This is a genomic window from Pseudomonas sp. FW305-25 (genome assembly GCF_017351415.1).
Lineage (GTDB): Bacteria > Pseudomonadota > Gammaproteobacteria > Pseudomonadales > Pseudomonadaceae > Aquipseudomonas > Aquipseudomonas chlororaphis.
On record NZ_JACNDE010000003.1, the window covers coordinates 180,795 to 197,615 of the forward strand.

Genomic DNA, 16,821 nt, shown 5'->3' on the forward strand with positions numbered 1-16,821 from the left:
GATGAAAATGCTTCCCCTGAAAGCGGCCATCGCTGCCGCACTGCTGAGCGTCGCCGCAGGCGTCTCGGCCAAGCCCTTGGTGGTCTGTACCGAAGCCAGCCCGGAAGGCTTCGATATGGTCCAGTACACGACTGCAGTCACTGCCGACGCGGTGGCGGAAACCATCTTCAACCGCCTGGTGGACTTCAAGCCCGGCACCACGGACATCGAGCCGGCCCTGGCCGAGTCCTGGGAGATCAGCCCGGACGGCCTGATCTACACCTTCCACCTGCGCAAAGGCGTCAAGTTCCACAGCACCGATTACTTCAAGCCGACCCGCGAGATGAACGCCGACGACGTGCTCTGGAGCTTCCAGCGTCAGCTGGACCCAAAACACCCGTGGCATGACAAGTCCAGCGTGGGCTTCCCCTATTTCGAGAGCATGGGTTTCAAGGAACTGCTCAAAAGCGTCGAGAAAACCGACGACCACACCGTGGTCTTCACCCTGACCCGTCGCGAAGCACCGTTCCTGGCCGACGTGGCCATGGCCTTCGCCTCGATCTTCCCGGCCGAATACGCCGACCAGTTGCTCAAGGCCGGCAAGCCCGGCGAACTGAACAGCAAGCCGATCGGCACCGGCCCGTTCGTCTTCCAGCGCTACGCCAAGGACGCCCAGGTGCGGTTCAAGGCCAACCCGGACTACTTCCGTGGCAAGCCGCCGGCCGACGCGCTGATCCTGGCGATCACCACCGACAACAACGTGCGCCTGCAGAAGCTCAAGGCCAATGAGTGCCAGGTCGCCCTGTATCCGAAGCCGGACGACATCCCGAGCATCAAGGCCGACACCAACCTGAAGGTCGACGACCTGGCCGCCATGACCGTGGGCTACGTGGCCCTGAACACCACCAAGAAGTACATGAGCGACCCGCGTGTCCGTCAGGCCATCAACATCGCCTTCGACAAGGAAGCCTACGTCAACAGCCTGTACGGCAAGGGCAACGCGGTGGTCGGCACCGGCCCCTACCCGCCGACCCTGCTGGGCTTCAACACCAGCCTGGGCAACCCGGCCCGCGACCTGGACAAGGCCCGCGCCCTGATCAAGGAAGCCGGCGTGCCGGAAGGCACGGTCTTCACCCTGTTCACCCGCAACGGCGGTGGCCCGACCAACCCCAACCCGCTGCTCGGCGCACAGATGATGCAGTCCGACCTGGCGAAGATCGGCCTCAAGATCGATATCCGCGTCATGGAATGGGGCGAGATGCTCAAGCGCGCCAAGAACGGCGAGCACGACATGGTTTCCGCCGGCTGGGCAGGGGATAACGGGGACCCGGACAACTTCCTGACCCCCAACCTCAGTTGCGAGGCCGCCAAAAACGGCGAAAACTACGCTCGCTGGTGCAATAAAGCGTTCCAGAGCCTGATCGATCAGGCCCGCGCCGAATCCGAGCCGGCCAAACGGACCGCACTCTATGAACAGGCCCAGGATATTTTCGACAAGGAACAACCCTGGATCCCCATGGCCTATCCGAAAATGTTCACGGCAATGCGCAAGAACGTCGAGGGCTACCACCAGAGCCCCCTGACCACCAACAACTTCGCTACCACCCAGGTGAAGTAGATAAGAAACGCCCGGCATCCCTGACCCCAGGGGTGCCGGACACGCCTAACCGGCTGATGAGGTACACCAGAAGATGTTTAGTTTTATTGCCCGCCGTGTGGGGTTGTTGATTCCCACATTCTTCGGCATCACCTTGCTGACGTTCGCATTGATTCGCATGATTCCCGGCGATCCCGTGGAAGTCATGATGGGCGAGCGCCGGGTCGACCCTGAGATGCATGCCCAGGCAATGGAACGCCTTGGTCTGAACAAACCGCTGTATGCCCAGTACCTGGACTACATCGGCAAACTCGCCCAGGGCGACCTGGGTGAATCCCTGCGTACTCGCGAGAGTGTGTGGAGCGAGTTCACCTCCCTGTTCCCCGCAACCCTGGAACTGGCCTCGGCCGCGATGCTGTTCGCTGCCGTGATCGGCCTGCTGGCCGGGGTGATCGCCGCGCTGAAACGAGGATCCCTGTTCGACCACGGGGTGATGGGCATCTCCCTTGCCGGCTATTCGATGCCGATCTTCTGGTGGGGCCTGATCCTGATCATGTTCTTCTCCGTAAGCCTGGGCTGGACCCCGGTTTCCGGGCGGCTCGACCTGCTCTACGACATCGAGCCGAAAACCGGCTTCATGCTCATCGACACCCTGCTCGCCGATGACACCGGCGCCTTCTTCGACGCCCTGCACCACCTGATCCTGCCGGCCATCGTGCTTGGCACCATTCCGCTGGCGGTGATCGCGCGGATGACCCGTTCCTCGATGCTCGAAGTGCTGCGCGAAGACTACATCCGCACCGCCAAGGCCAAGGGCCTGTCGCCGGCGCGCGTGGTGTTCGTGCACGGCCTGCGCAACGCGCTGATCCCGGTGCTGACCGTGGTCGGCCTGCAAGTCGGCACCCTGCTGGCCGGCGCGGTCCTGACCGAAACCATCTTCTCCTGGCCCGGCATCGGCAAATGGCTGATCGAAGCCATCGGCGCCCGGGACTACCCCGTGGTGCAGAACGGCATCCTGTTGATCGCCTGCCTGGTGATCCTGGTCAACTTCGTGGTGGACATCCTCTACGGCTTTGCCAACCCACGCATTCGTCACCAGCGCTGAGGACAATACTCATGAGCACTCCAACCTCCTCAGTAGCCGTATCCGCCGTGGCCGTGGATCAAAGCCTGCTGTACCCGTCGCCGTACAAGGAATTCTGGCAGGCCTTCTCGCGCAACAAGGGCGCGGTGGCCGGCCTGCTGTTCATGCTGCTGGTGATTTTCTGCGCGATCTTCGCGCCCTGGGTCGCCCCGCATAACCCGAGCGAGCAATACCGCGACTTCCTGCTGACCCCGCCGGTCTGGCTCGAAGGCGGCCAATGGCAGTTCATCCTCGGCACCGACGAACTGGGCCGCGACCTGCTGTCGCGCCTGATCACCGGTTCGCGCCTGTCGCTGCTGATCGGCCTGTCGTCGGTGGTCATGTCGCTGATCCCGGGCATCCTCCTGGGCCTGTTCGCCGGCTTCTTCCCGCGCCTGCTCGGTCCGACCATCATGCGTCTGATGGACATCATGCTGGCCCTGCCGTCCCTGCTGCTGGCCGTGGCGATCGTCGCCATCCTCGGCCCAGGCCTGATCAACACCGTGATTGCCATCGCCGTGGTGTCCCTGCCGTCCTACGTGCGCCTGACCCGCGCCGCGGTGATGGGCGAGCTCAACCGCGACTACGTGACCGCCGCGCGCCTGGCCGGTGCCGGCCTGCCGCGCCTGATGTTCATCACCGTGCTGCCCAACTGCATGGCGCCGCTGATCGTCCAGGCGACCCTGAGCTTCTCCTCGGCGATTCTCGATGCCGCGGCCCTGGGCTTCCTCGGCCTTGGCGTCCAGCCGCCCACCCCTGAGTGGGGCACCATGCTGGCCTCGGCCCGCGACTACATCGAACGCGCCTGGTGGGTGGTGAGCCTGCCCGGCCTGACCATTTTGCTCAGCGTGCTGGCAATCAACCTGATGGGCGACGGCCTGCGCGATGCGCTGGACCCGAAACTCAAGAACGCCGCCTGAGGAGATTCCCATGTCACTGCTAGAAATCAAGAATCTCAACGTGCGCTTCGGCGACGCCCAGGCCGTTCCCGTGGTGGATGGCCTGGACCTGAACGTGGACAAGGGCGAAGTCCTGGCCATCGTTGGCGAATCCGGCTCCGGCAAGTCCGTGACCATGATGGCGCTGATGGGGCTGATCGAGCATCCCGGCATCGTCACCGCCGACGCCCTCAGCTTCGACGGCAAGGACATGCTCAAGCTCAGCGCCCGGCAACGCCGGCAGATCGTCGGCAAGGACCTGGCCATGGTGTTCCAGGACCCGATGACCGCGCTGAACCCGAGCTACACCGTGGGCTTCCAGATCGAGGAAGTGCTGCGCCTGCACCTGAAGATGTCCGGCAAGGCGGCCCGCAAGCGCGCCATCGAACTGCTGGAAAAAGTCGAGATCCCGGGCGCCGCCAGCCGTATGGACGCCTACCCGCACCAACTGTCCGGCGGCATGAGCCAGCGCGTGGCGATTGCCATGGCGATTGCCGGCGAGCCGAAGCTGCTGATCGCCGACGAACCGACCACCGCCCTGGACGTGACCATCCAGGCGCAGATCATGGAGCTGCTGCTCAACCTGCAACGCGAGCAGAACATGGGCCTGGTGCTGATCACCCACGACCTGGCGGTGGTCGCCGAGACCGCCCAGCGCGTGTGCGTGATGTACGCCGGGCAAGCGGTGGAAGTGGGCCAGGTGCCGGAGTTGTTCGACATCCCCGCCCATCCCTACACCGAAGCGCTGCTGGCAGCGATTCCCGAGCACAGCATGGGCGCTGCGCGCCTGTCGACGTTGCCGGGCATCGTTCCCGGTCGCTACGACCGTCCGCAAGGTTGCCTGCTCTCGCCGCGCTGCCCGTACGTGCAGGAAAACTGCCGCCAGCAGCGTCCAGGCCTCGACCCGAAAGCCGCCAGCCTCGCCCGCTGCTTCTACCCGCTGAATCAGGAGGTGGCGTAATGGCCGTCGTTCTTACCGCCCGCAACCTGACCCGCCACTACGAAGTGTCCCGCGGCCTGTTCAAGGGCCACGCCACCGTGCGCGCCCTCAACGGCGTGTCGTTCGAGCTGGAAGCCGGCAAGACCCTCGCAGTGGTCGGTGAATCCGGCTGCGGCAAATCCACCCTGGCCCGGGCCCTGACCTTGATCGAAGAACCGTCTTCCGGCTCCTTGAAAATCGCCGGCCAGGAAGTCGCCGGCGCCGACAAGGCCCAGCGCAAGCAACTGCGCAAAGACGTGCAGATGGTGTTCCAGAGCCCCTACGCCTCGCTCAACCCACGGCAGAAGATCGGCGATCAACTGGCCGAGCCGCTGCTGATCAACACCCAGCTGTCGGCCAGCGAGCGTCGGGAAAAGGTCCAGGCGATGATGAAGCAGGTGGGCCTGCGCCCCGAGCATTATCAGCGCTACCCGCACATGTTCTCCGGCGGCCAACGCCAGCGTATCGCCCTGGCGCGGGCGATGATGCTGCAACCGAAAGTGCTGGTGGCGGACGAACCGACCTCGGCCCTCGACGTGTCGATCCAGGCCCAGGTGCTGAACCTGTTCATGGACCTGCAGCAGGAGTTCAACACCGCTTACGTGTTCATCTCCCACAACCTGGCGGTGGTGCGTCACGTCGCCGACCACGTGATGGTGATGTACCTCGGCCGGCCGGTGGAAATGGGCCCGAAAGAGGACATCTACACCCGTCCGCTGCACCCTTACACCCAGGCGTTGTTGTCGGCCACGCCGACCATTCACCCGGACCCGGACAAACCGAAGATCAAGATCGTCGGCGAATTGCCCAACCCGCTGAACCCGCCATCCGGCTGTGCGTTCCACAAGCGCTGCCCATACGCCACCGAGCGTTGCAGCAGCGAAGAGCCGGCCCTGCGCCTGCTCGACACCCGCCAGGTGGCCTGCCACTACGCCGAACAGTTCCTCGGCTGAGCCGGCAAAAAAAGGCGCCGCGGTGACCCGCGGCGCCTCATCTGTGTTGACCAAACCCCTCCTACCGGATTGCGCATCAGTCCGGCAGGAGGGGTTTCTTTTTTCCTCCAGCCTGGCTCAGCCCTGGCTAGCCTCGTCGTCGCTGTCGGGGTCCGGCTCGTCGGTGGTCGAATCGTCATCGCCCTCGCTACCACCCTGCCCCTGATCGCCCGGCTCGGATTCCGACTTGGCGATCATCTGCACCCCGTTCTGCAAATGCCCCGGCCCCCAGAAACCCGGCACCCGTGCGGCCTGGTCGCCGGCCCAGGCCGCGGACATGCCCAGCGACAACAGCACCAGCACCTTGAGCAACAGCACACCCCGTTGGAAGACATTCATGTTGATTCCGTCCCTTTATGTAGGTGAATCAATGATGGCCACAGGCCCTGACCTGCAAGGCGCGGCTTCGTATGAAACCTTGCCCCTGAAACCTAGCCCCGAAGCCAGCGCTTTTCCAGATAGGAAGCTAGCTATCCGCCCACTGGATAGACGGCTTTCGACTAGGCCTTAAAACCTGCGGTTATGCCCATCCCACCACCTCTGTAGGAGCGAGCTTGCTCGCGATGGGCTGCGCAGCAGCCCCAAACCTGCCAACGCCGTTCTGCCGGGAGAAAGTCATTGCCCGAACCGGCGCTATCGCGGGCAAGCCTCGCTCCTACTGGGATAGCGCACAGTCAGGACTGCGCGTAGAACGCCTGCACGCAAATCAGATTCACCTTATTCATCGATATGCCCGGCATCGATAGCATTCCTCCCCCCGGCTGAAACTCACCCACAACACCATCGAACTCTATCGTTGGGCAGAACATGCAGCGCCATGGATGACGCGAACCTGCTTCTCAATGAACGGAAGGGAAAGCACTCCATCGCTCAATTTCGCGACCAGACAGGTACCCCATGCTCTTCAAGAAAATATTATCGGCATTGACTCTGGTTACCACGCTAGCCGGAGCCCATTCGGCTTTTGCCGAATGTGACTGGGAGTATTTCCCGCCATCAGAAAGCACACTCACAATACCTCCGCTGGCAGGCACCACCAGCCTATCCCCAGCGCCAATCGGCCAAGTCATGGCGCGGCAGTCAATCAATTTTAACAATTGGAACTTCTCTCTCCGATGTAGCGAAAAATGGGGTATGACCTTGAATGTCACTGGTCTAGAGCCTGCTGGGCTGCCTAACGTATACAAAACCACTGTTGAAGGCGTCGGAGTCAGAATCGGTTTTGACAGACCGAACTGGGGAAGCGTCAAATATCCTCCATTTGAGAGCACATCATTATTTGCAATATCACTGCAAATGCCCACTCACGTGATCATAGACTTCATCCGCACCGGCGCCGCGGTAGGCAAGGGCCCGATCTCATTCGGCTTGAGCTCCGACCGCTGGGTAACCGGTGTAACCCCTACTATGAAGATTGTCGGTACCAACCTGACGACCAACGTGACCAACAGCATTTATTTCAGCGCCTGCGAAGCACAGGTCAAGAGCCTCATCGTCCCCATGGGGAAAGTCGCCGCCTCCAATATCCGTACAGGCAACACCCAGGCACATAACTTCAATTTGAACGTGTACTGCAAAGGCTTGCGCCCCACCCAGCCGGCACCGGTCAAGATCTATTTCCAAGGCGCCACCACCAGCGATGGCCTGCTCAAGTTCAACGATGCCGGGCAAAGCCATGTTGCCAGCGGCGCGGCCATCGAACTCACCAACGGCAAGGGTACCCGGCTGCCGTTCACCCCGAGCCAGGCCCTCAACCTTGACTGGCAGCAGAGCCAACCCGATGCCGAGGTCTACCATTTTGCTGGCCAGGCCCGTTACGTCCCGAGCGGTGGCGAGGTGAAAGCCGGTAAAGCCGATGCGGTGGTCAGTTACGTGCTGGTGTACAACTGAGCCTGATCCCGCCCTAGCGTGCGGGATTGGCTTCGCGCCTCACAGGCACGCCACATGCCGGTCGACGCTCGATTGCTCGCGATGGGCTGCGTAGCAGCCCCAAAACCTGCCACCGCGGTTCTGCCGGGAGAGGTTCATTGGCCGGGCGGACGCTATCGCGGGCAAGCCTCGCTCCTACGGGAATGGATAGGTTCTGGACATAAAAAACCCCGCGGTTTGGGCCGCGGGGCTTTTTGGTGAGGCGTCGCTCAGACCTTAGTGATGCTCGCGGGTCGCGCGGAATTTCACGTCGGGCCAGCGCTCTTCCATCAGCGCCAGGTTGACCCGGGTCGGGGCCAGGTAGGTCAGGTGACCGCCACCATCCAGTGCCAGGTTTTCCACGGCCTTGTTGGAGAATTCCTCGAGTTTCTTCTTGTCGCTGCAATCGATCCAGCGCGCGGACCACACGGTAATCGGCTCGTAGGAGCACTCGACCTTGTATTCCTCTTTCAGGCGGCTGGCGACCACATCGAACTGCAGCACACCGACGGCGCCGAGGATGATGTCGTTGCTGCGCTCGGGGAAGAACACCTGGGTCGCGCCTTCTTCGGCCAGCTGTTGCAGGCCCTGGCGCAGTTGCTTGGATTTCAGCGGGTCCTTCAGGCGCACGCGGCGGAACAGTTCCGGGGCGAAGTGCGGGATACCGGTGAAGCCCAGGGCTTCGCCTTCGGTGAAGGTGTCGCCGATCTGGATGGTGCCGTGGTTGTGCAAGCCGATGATGTCGCCGGCGTAGGCTTCTTCGAGCTGTTCACGCTCGGAGGAGAAGAAGGTCAGCGCATCGCCGATGCGCACGTCCTTGCCGGTGCGCACGTGGCGCATTTTCATGCCTTTCTCGTACTTGCCCGAGCAGATGCGCATGAAGGCGATACGGTCGCGGTGCTTGGGGTCCATGTTCGCCTGGATCTTGAACACGAAGCCTGTGAACTTCTCTTCCTGCGGCTCCACGGTGCGCTCGTTGGCCACGCGCGCCAGCGGCAGCGGCGCCCAGTCGACAACCGCGTCGAGCACGTGGTCGACCCCGAAGTTGCCCAGGGCGGTACCGAAAAACACCGGGGTCAGCTGGCCGTCCATGAACGCCTGCTGGTCGAACTCATGGCAGGCGCCTTGCACCAGCTCCAGCTGCTCGATGAAGCGTTCGTACTCGTCGCCCAGGTGGGCGCGAGCTTCATCGGAATCGAGCTTCTCGATGATCTTGGTTTCAGTGCGCTCGTGACCGTGGCCGGGGGTGTAGACGATGATGTAGTCGCCCGCCAGGTGGTACACACCCTTGAAGTCACGGTAGCAACCGATCGGCCAGGTGATGGGCGCCGCCTTGATCTTCAGGACCGCTTCGATTTCGTCGAGCAGTTCGATCGGGTCGCGGATGTCACGGTCGAGTTTGTTGATGAAGCTGACGATCGGCGTGTCGCGCAGACGGCAGACATCCATCAGGGCGATGGTCCGAGGCTCTACGCCCTTACCGCCGTCGAGCACCATCAGCGCCGAGTCCACCGCGGTCAGGGTGCGGTAGGTGTCTTCCGAGAAGTCTTCGTGGCCCGGGGTGTCGAGCAGGTTGATCATGTGTTCGCGATAAGGGAACTGCATGACCGACGTGGTAATGGAAATACCGCGCTGCTTCTCCATCTCCATCCAGTCGGAGGTGGCGTGGCGGTCGGACTTGCGGGACTTCACCGTACCGGCAACGGCAATCGCCTTGCCCATCAGCAAGAGCTTCTCGGTGATGGTGGTTTTACCCGCATCCGGGTGGGAAATAATGGCGAAAGTGCGGCGTTTCGCGACTTCGGCGGCCTGTTTGGTCATGGGAAATCGCCTGGCAGGTGATTCAAAAAAAGGGCGGCGAGTATAGCGCAAAGCAAGCTCCACAGACCACCGTTCGGCCCTCGCCCCTGCAACCCTTGCCCTGTAGCCGCTGCCGAGCAGCGCGAGGCTGCGATCAGGCTGGGCGGCATGCGATGTTGCTCTGTCAGGTATGCCGAGGAGGCTGGTTCTGCGACGGCTGCGCCGCCGATCGCAGCCTCGCTGCGCTCGGCAGCGGCTACAGATGCCAGGTATCAGAGATATCGGAGTTATGGGATTGAGGGTGGCCAAACGCTGCCAAATATGGAACCTTTTAAAAGGTGGAGGCGTCCACTCCCCTGTTACAAGCTTTCGTCAGGGGTAGAAAAATCAGCAAGTTAGCCTGACGAGGCTATGCGTATGGCTCGATCCCGCGCTGTTTCCAGCGCAGCGACGAGCTGCTTCTCGCGACCGTTCTTTTGGCAGCCAGGTATGGCCTTGCCACACGAAAGAATGCTCGCCGACATGAAAAAGGAGTCCGCCTGTGGCTATTCGCTATGGCAAAGGGCTGATAGGAGGCGCGGCGGTCATCGCTCTCCTGGCCCTGCTGGTCCACTGGATCGGCATCAGTACGATCGAACACTACCGCGACGATCTGTTGTTTTACCTGCAAGCCCATCTGTACCTGGTACTCGCTTCAATGTTCGCCGCCCTCGTGGTGGGGATACCCGCCGGCATCTTCCTCAGCCGACCGCAAATGGTCGGGCGTGCCGAGCGCTTCATGCAGGTGTTCAACATCGGTAACACCGTCCCTCCCCTGGCCGTCCTGGCCATCGCCCTGGGGATCCTCGGCATCGGCAGCGGGCCGGCCATCTTCGCCTTGTTCCTCGCCTCCTTGCTGCCCATCGTGCGCAACACCTACGAAGGCCTGAAAAACGTCCAGGGTTCCCTCAAGGAAGCCGCCGTCGGCATCGGCATGACGCCGCGCCAGGTGCTGTGGAAAGTCGAGCTGCCCAACGCCGTGCCGATCATCATCGGTGGCGTGCGCGTGGCCCTGGCGATCAACGTCGGTACCGCGCCGCTGGCCTTCCTGATCGGCGCCAACAGCCTTGGCAGCCTGATCTTCCCCGGCATCGCCCTGAACAATCAGCCGCAACTGCTGCTCGGCGCGGCCTGCACCGCCTTGCTGGCGCTGCTGCTCGACGGCCTGGTGACACTGGCCAGCCGCCTCTGGCTGGAACGCGGCCTGCGCCCGTCTTAAGCCTGCGCGAAGGAATTCACATGAAAAAAATAGCTTTGATCATAGGCTGCGTCCTGCTGTGCGCGGGAATTGCCCAGGCCGCGCAAAAACCCGTGATCCGCATCGGCGCCCGGGTCTTCACCGAGCAGACGCTGCTGGCGGAAATCACCTCGCAGTACCTGCGCGGCAAGGGCTACGACACCCGGGTCACCGGCGGCCTGGGCAGCAACCTGGCACGCAGCGCCCACGAAAGCGGGCAACTGGACATGCTCTGGGAATACACCGGGGTGTCCCTGGTGGCGTACAACCACGTGATGGAAAAACTCGACAGCCAACAGTCCTATGAGCGGGTCAAGGAACTCGACGGGAAAAAAGGCCTGGTCTGGCTGACCCCGTCGAAATTCAGCAATACCTACGCCCTGGCCCTGCCGAAAAACGTCGCGGACGCATACCCGCAAATCAATAGCGTCAGCGACCTGAAACACGTCCTCGACGCCGAACGCCAGGACCACCACCTGATCGCCCTGGACACCGAGTTCGCCAACCGCTCCGACGGCCTGCAAGGCATGGTCAAGCTGTACGGCATGGACCTGACCCGCAAGAACATCCGGCAGATGGACGCCGGGCTGGTCTACACCGCCCTGCGCAACGGCCAGGTGTTCGCCGGCCTGGTCTACACCACCGACGGCCGGCTCAACGCCTTCAACCTGAAATTGCTCAACGACGACCTGCATTACTTCCCCGACTACACCGCGGCCCCCGTGGTGCGCCAGGCCTACCTCGACGCCCACCCGCAACTGGCCGCCGACCTCAAGCCGCTGGCCGAACTGTTCGACGACGAAACCATGCGCCAGCTCAACGCCCGGGTCGACGTCGACCATGAAAGCCCATCCGCCGTTGCCGCAGATTTCCTGCGCCAGCATCCACTGAATTGAGGGAGGAAAGAGCCATGGAATTTCTCAACGCCTTTTCCCATCTCGACTGGCAGCAAGTCATCCAGCTGACCTGGCAGCACATCACCCTGGTGGGCATCGCCGTGACCCTGGCGATCCTCTTCGGCGTACCCCTGGGCATCCTGATGACCCGCTTCCCGACCCTGGCCGGCCCACTGCAAGCCAGCGCCACCGTGCTGCTGACCATCCCGTCGATCGCCCTGTTCGGCCTGCTGCTGCCGTTCTACTCCAGGTTCGGCCAGGGCCTGGGGCCGCTGCCGGCGATCACCGCGGTGTTCCTCTACTCCCTGTTGCCGATCATGCGTAACACCTACCTGGCGCTGACCGGCGTCGAGCCGGGGATTCGCGAAGCCGCCCGCGGCATCGGCATGACCTTCGGCCAGCGCCTGCGCATGGTCGAGTTGCCGATCGCCGTGCCGGTGATCCTCGCCGGCGTACGCACCGCCGTGGTGATGAACATCGGCGTCATGACCATCGCCGCCACCATCGGTGCCGGCGGCCTGGGTGTGCTCATTCTTGCTTCCATCAGCCGCAGCGACATGTCGATGCTGATCGTCGGCGCGGTGCTGGTCAGCCTCCTGGCCATCTTCGCCGACCTGCTTCTGCAATGGCTGCAACGCTCCTTGACTCCAAAAGGACTGCTCAAATGATCGAACTTCAAAACCTGACCAAGACCTTCCAAAGCAACGGCAAGACCATCACCGCCGTTGACTCCGTAAGCCTGACCGTCAATGAAGGCGAAATCTGTGTGTTCCTTGGGCCATCGGGCTGCGGCAAAAGCACCACGCTGAAGATGATCAACCGCCTGATCATGCCGACCTCGGGCAAGGTGCTGATCAATGGCGAAGACACCACCGGCCTGGACGAAGTGACCCTGCGCCGCAACATCGGCTACGTGATCCAGCAGATCGGCCTGTTCCCCAACATGACCATCGAGGAAAACATTGTGGTGGTGCCTAAGCTGCTGGGTTGGGACAAGCAGAAATGCCATGACCGCGCCCGCGAGCTGATGAGCATGATCAAGCTCGAACCCAAGCAATATCTGCATCGCTACCCACGGGAGCTGTCGGGAGGCCAACAACAGCGGATCGGCGTGATCCGCGCGCTGGCGGCCGATGCGCCGTTGCTGCTGATGGACGAACCTTTCGGCGCGGTCGACCCGATCAACCGCGAGATGATCCAGAACGAGTTCTTCGAGATGCAGCGGGCGCTGAACAAGACCGTGATCATGGTCAGCCACGACATCGACGAAGCCATCAAGCTCGGCGACAAGATCGCCATCTTCCGCGCCGGCAAGCTGTTGCAGATCGACCATCCAGATACCCTGCTGGCCCATCCGGCGGACGAGTTCGTCAGCAACTTCGTCGGCCAGGACAGCACCCTCAAGCGCCTGCTGCTGGTGAAGGCCGAGGACGCCGCCGACAACGCGCCGTCGGTGAGCCCGGAAACCCCGGTGGCCGACGCCCTGGAACTGATGGACGAACACGACCGCCGCTACCTGGTGGTGACCTGCGCCGACAACAAAGCCCTGGGGTATGTGCGCCGCCGCGACCTGCACCGCCAGGCCGGCACCTGCGCCCAGTACCTGCGCGAATTCAACGCCACCGCCGCCTACGACGAACACCTGCGGATCCTGCTGTCGCGGATGTACGAATTCAACCGTTCGTGGCTGCCGGTGCTGGATGCCGAGCGGGTGTTCCTCGGCGAAGTGACCCAGGAATCGATTGCCGCCTACCTCAGCTCCGGGCGCTCGCGCGGCATGAAGACCAACATCGTCTCGCCGGCCGAGACTGCATTGGCCTGACCTGCCGCATCGGCCCGATCTTGTAGCCGCTGCCGAAGAATGAGGCTGCGATCGGCCGCAAAGCGGCCGTGCCCCCTGCCCTCGGTGCCCTGATATACCGAGGTGCCGGGTCAGCGCCTGCTTCTCAGTCGATCGCAGCCTCGTGCCTCGGCAGCGGCTACAGTACCTCGCGACACCAGCCCGCACTCGACCGGGAACCGGGCGCCTCACGCCACGGATTCCCCACCCTGGGGAACATCAGCCTGTCATCTGGGTCGGTTACATAAATGACTGGCTCGGAGCACGCGACGAACGCGTGCAAAAACGCGACATTTTTTGTTGATCTCAGGCCCCTCACGCCCTAAAGTTCGCGCCGAACGTCCATGCTGGAAACGATCCATCCGGCTCAAGTACTGACGACGAGACAGCAAGGCCATAGGGAAACCTTTTGCAGATCGTTTGAGAGCGTAGCGAGCGCAGGCAAGACAAGGCGGGAAGAGGCGAGGAAGCGGAGTTTACTGGTTGTAAATGAGCATTCCGAGCCTCTTCCCAACGCAGTATTGCTCGCGTAGCGCCGAAGGCGCACAGCACGCAGTAGCTCTCAAACGATCTGGGTGGCCTTTTTGCTTTCGGCGGCAATGCCTTGGGAAGTAGGCGAACCAAAGTGGGGATACGGAGGACGTTCATTTGCACCCATTGTTTTTACCCGTTTGCCATTAGGAGCTCCCAGGTATGTCGATTCAGGTCGAAGACTATTTCGCGCGCGAAACCTTTCAGAAAATGAAGGCGTTCGCCGACAAGCAAGAAACCCCGTTCGTGGTGATCGACACCCAGATGATCGCCCAGGCCTACGATGACCTGCGGGCCGGTTTCGAGTTCGCCAAGGTCTACTACGCGGTAAAGGCCAACCCGGCCGTCGAAATCATCGACCTGCTGCGGGAAAAAGGTTCGAACTTCGACATCGCCTCGATCTACGAGCTGGACAAGGTGCTGGGCCGCGGTGTCAGCCCGGACCAGATCAGCTACGGCAACACCATCAAGAAATCCAAGGACATCCGCTACTTCTACGAGAAGGGCGTGCGTCTGTATGCCACCGACTCCGAAGCCGACCTGCGCAACATCGCCAAGGCCGCGCCGGGCTCGAAAGTCTATGTGCGCATCCTCACCGAAGGCTCGACCACCGCTGACTGGCCGCTGTCGCGCAAATTCGGCTGCCAGACTGACATGGCCATGGACCTGCTGATCCTCGCCCGCGACCTGGGCCTGGTGCCTTACGGCGTGTCGTTCCACGTGGGTTCGCAACAGCGCGACATCAGCGTCTGGGACGCGGCGATCGCCAAGGTCAAGGTGATCTTCGAACGCCTGAAGGAAGAAGACGGCATCCACCTCAAGCTGATCAACATGGGTGGCGGCTTCCCGGCCAACTACATCACCCGGACCAATAGCCTGGAAACCTACGCCGAGGAAATCATCCGCTTCCTCAAGGAAGACTTCGGCGACGAGCTGCCGGAAATCATCCTCGAGCCTGGCCGCTCGCTGATCGCCAACGCCGGCATCCTGGTCAGCGAAGTGGTGCTGGTGGCGCGTAAATCCCGGACCGCCGTGGAACGCTGGATCTACACCGACGTGGGCAAGTTCTCCGGCCTGATCGAAACCATGGACGAAGCCATCAAGTTCCCGATCTGGACCGAGAAGAAAGGCGAGACGGAAGAAGTGGTAATCGCCGGCCCGACCTGCGACAGCGCCGACATCATGTACGAGAACTACAAGTACGGCCTGCCGCTGAACCTGGCCATCGGCGACCGCCTGTACTGGCTGTCCACCGGTGCCTACACCACCAGCTACAGCGCTGTGGAATTCAACGGCTTCCCGCCCCTGAAATCCTTCTACGTGTAAGCGATACGCCGCAACGAAAAAGCCCATGACCAGTCATGGGCTTTTTTATGCCTGCGCGATAAACACTGAAAAAATGCCTCCGTAGGAGCGAAGCTTGCTCGCGATAGGCCGAAGGCCGGGGTGGCCTTGATGCCGCCTTCGCGGGCAAGCCTCGCTCCTACAGAAGCTACAGCTGGGCTAATGCCTCGCGATCGGTTTCATCCCCCAACTGCGCCGCGCGCTGGTGATACGCCAGGGCCAGGCCACGGATCTGTGGATGGGCAGCCTGCAACAAGGCGCCGCGGGCGACCCGCAGGAAATTCAGGTTGCCGCCAGCCAACGCCTGGTCCAGCCAGCCCAGCGCCTCGTCGATACGCCCGGCATCGGCCAGCACCGCGGCGTGGCTGAACTGCCCACGAAAATCCCCGCCCTCGGCGGAACGGCGATACCAGTCACAGGCCGCCGCGACATCCCTGGGGCAGTGATGCCCCTCCTCCAGATAACGGCCCAACAGGTTCATGGATTTGGCGTGGCCCATGGCGGCCGCCCGCTGGTAGCAGCTCAAGGCCAGGGCCTGGTTTTCAGCGACCCCGCGACCGGTGGCCAGCAGGTTGGCGTAGTTGTACAGCGCCCAGTCCAGCCCGGCTTCGGCGGCCTGGCGATAATGCCCGGCGGCGGCCTGGGCATCGGCCTCGCAGCCCCAGCCATGCTCGTGGCAACGCCCCAGCATGTTGCGCGCCATCAGCTGCCCGCCCTTGGCGGCGATCGCAAACCAGCGCAGCGCCAGCGCCTGGTCGCGCTCGATGCCCAGGCCATCGAGCAGGATCTGCCCGAGCAGCGCCTGGGCATCCGGCACGCCCTCCCCGGCCGCCAGCAGGATCGCCTGGGCGGCCCGGGCCGGGCTCTGTTCGAGCATGGCGCGCAGTTGCTCGCCGTCGAGGACTTCCTCGCGGCGTAACTGGAAACTCACGGCTTACACCTCGACCCAGCGACGCAACAGGTTGTGGTAGGTGCCGGTCAGGCGGATCAGCGACGGATGCTCCGGCATGTCCCGGGTCAGTTGCTGGATCGCCTCGTCCATCTCGAACAGCAGGGCGCGCTGGCTGTCTTCGCGCACCAGGCTCTGGGTCCAGAAGAACGACGCGTAACGGGTGCCGCGGGTGACCGCGTTGACCTTGTGCAGGCTGGTGCCCGGGTACAGCACCATGTCGCCGGCCGGCAGCTTCACCCGCTGGGTGCCGAAGGTGTCCTGGATTTCCAGCTCGCCGCCGTCGTAGTCCTCCGGGTCGCTGAAAAACAGGGTCGACGACAGGTCGGTCCGCACCCGCTCGACGCTGCCCTTGGGCTGGCGCACGGCGTTGTCGATATGAAAGTCGAAACTGCCACCGGCGGTGTAGCAGTTGAGCAGCGGCGGGAAAACCTTGTGCGGCAGCGCCGCCGACATGAAGCGCGGGTGCTGCCACAGGCGCTCGAGCATCGCCGCGCCAATCTCCTGGGCCAGCGGATGGCCTTCGGGCAGTTGCAGGTTGTGCTTGGCCTTGGCCGACTGGTAACCGGCGGTGATCTTGCCGTCGGCCCAGTCCGCCTGCTCCAGGGCCTCACGGATACGCAGCACTTCTTCACGGGAGAACAGGCCGGGAATATGCAGGAGCATGAG

General features: G+C 62.7%; 15 protein-coding genes. 11 read left to right on the forward strand and 4 right to left on the reverse strand.

Annotated elements, in window-relative coordinates:
- The first annotated feature begins 1 nt into the window (after position 1).
- The 5 genes from J4E58_RS04830 (at position 2) to J4E58_RS04850 (ending at position 5,569) form a co-directional block, all read left to right on the forward strand.
- On the forward strand, positions 2–1,597 hold the full coding sequence (locus J4E58_RS04830; RefSeq protein WP_087091238.1) for an ABC transporter substrate-binding protein: 1,596 nt from the start codon (positions 2–4) through the stop codon (positions 1,595–1,597).
- Positions 1,598–1,670: 73 nt separating this feature from the next.
- Positions 1,671–2,681, forward strand: a complete 1,011-nt coding sequence (locus J4E58_RS04835; RefSeq protein ID WP_007927028.1) for an ABC transporter permease subunit — start codon at positions 1,671–1,673, stop codon at positions 2,679–2,681.
- An 11-nt stretch (positions 2,682–2,692) separates the two neighbouring features.
- Positions 2,693–3,619: an ABC transporter permease subunit gene (locus tag J4E58_RS04840; RefSeq protein WP_007927027.1), complete on the forward strand. Its 927-nt coding sequence runs from the start codon at positions 2,693–2,695 to the stop codon at positions 3,617–3,619.
- Positions 3,620–3,629: 10 nt separating this feature from the next.
- Positions 3,630–4,598, forward strand: a complete 969-nt coding sequence (locus J4E58_RS04845) for an ABC transporter ATP-binding protein (RefSeq protein WP_009042158.1) — start codon at positions 3,630–3,632, stop codon at positions 4,596–4,598.
- On the forward strand, positions 4,598–5,569 hold the full coding sequence (locus J4E58_RS04850; RefSeq protein ID WP_009042157.1) for a peptide ABC transporter ATP-binding protein: 972 nt from the start codon (positions 4,598–4,600) through the stop codon (positions 5,567–5,569). Before J4E58_RS04845 ends, J4E58_RS04850 begins: the two co-directional genes overlap by 1 nt.
- A 117-nt stretch (positions 5,570–5,686) precedes the next feature.
- Here J4E58_RS04850 and J4E58_RS04855 read toward each other — a convergent pair whose 3' ends face one another.
- Entirely contained in the window at positions 5,687–5,947 is a 261-nt protein-coding gene (locus J4E58_RS04855; protein ID WP_007927024.1) for a hypothetical protein, read from the reverse strand.
- 558 nt (positions 5,948–6,505) lie between these two features.
- On the opposite strand from J4E58_RS04855, the gene J4E58_RS32185 reads away from it, so the two are divergent.
- Positions 6,506–7,498: a fimbrial protein gene (locus J4E58_RS32185; protein ID WP_371858167.1), complete on the forward strand. Its 993-nt coding sequence runs from the start codon at positions 6,506–6,508 to the stop codon at positions 7,496–7,498.
- Between the two features lie 255 nt (positions 7,499–7,753).
- Here the strand turns inward: J4E58_RS32185 and J4E58_RS04865 are convergent, their stop codons facing one another.
- A complete protein-coding gene (locus J4E58_RS04865) occupies positions 7,754–9,337 on the reverse strand; it encodes a peptide chain release factor 3 (protein ID WP_007923830.1) in 1,584 nt (527 codons plus the stop codon).
- Positions 9,338–9,857: 520 nt separating this feature from the next.
- Between J4E58_RS04865 and J4E58_RS04870 the strand changes: the two genes are divergently transcribed.
- The 5 genes from J4E58_RS04870 to J4E58_RS04890 all read left to right on the forward strand — a co-directional run bounded on the left by J4E58_RS04870 (position 9,858) and on the right by J4E58_RS04890 (position 15,185).
- Positions 9,858–10,574, forward strand: coding sequence for an ABC transporter permease (locus tag J4E58_RS04870; protein ID WP_009042154.1), 717 nt, complete (start codon positions 9,858–9,860; stop codon positions 10,572–10,574).
- Positions 10,575–10,594: 20 nt separating this feature from the next.
- On the forward strand, positions 10,595–11,488 hold the full coding sequence (locus tag J4E58_RS04875; protein WP_087091237.1) for a glycine betaine ABC transporter substrate-binding protein: 894 nt from the start codon (positions 10,595–10,597) through the stop codon (positions 11,486–11,488).
- A 14-nt stretch (positions 11,489–11,502) separates the two neighbouring features.
- Positions 11,503–12,156 (forward strand): ABC transporter permease, encoded by a 654-nt coding sequence (locus J4E58_RS04880; protein WP_087091236.1) that lies wholly within the window; start codon positions 11,503–11,505, stop codon positions 12,154–12,156.
- Complete coding sequence (locus J4E58_RS04885; protein ID WP_007923834.1) at positions 12,153–13,310, forward strand: betaine/proline/choline family ABC transporter ATP-binding protein; 1,158 nt, start codon at positions 12,153–12,155, stop codon at positions 13,308–13,310. The genes J4E58_RS04880 and J4E58_RS04885 overlap by 4 nt, the downstream gene beginning before the upstream one ends.
- A gap of 711 nt (positions 13,311–14,021) precedes the next feature.
- Positions 14,022–15,185 (forward strand): type III PLP-dependent enzyme, encoded by a 1,164-nt coding sequence (locus tag J4E58_RS04890; RefSeq protein ID WP_007923836.1) that lies wholly within the window; start codon positions 14,022–14,024, stop codon positions 15,183–15,185.
- 166 nt (positions 15,186–15,351) lie between these two features.
- Here the strand turns inward: J4E58_RS04890 and J4E58_RS04895 are convergent, their stop codons facing one another.
- Both J4E58_RS04895 and J4E58_RS04900 read right to left on the reverse strand, forming a co-directional pair.
- Complete coding sequence (locus J4E58_RS04895; protein ID WP_087091235.1) at positions 15,352–16,134, reverse strand: tetratricopeptide repeat protein; 783 nt, start codon at positions 16,132–16,134, stop codon at positions 15,352–15,354.
- 3 nt (positions 16,135–16,137) lie between these two features.
- Positions 16,138–16,818 (reverse strand): Fe2+-dependent dioxygenase, encoded by a 681-nt coding sequence (locus J4E58_RS04900; protein ID WP_009042146.1) that lies wholly within the window; start codon positions 16,816–16,818, stop codon positions 16,138–16,140.
- Between the last annotated feature and the right edge of the window lie 3 nt (positions 16,819–16,821).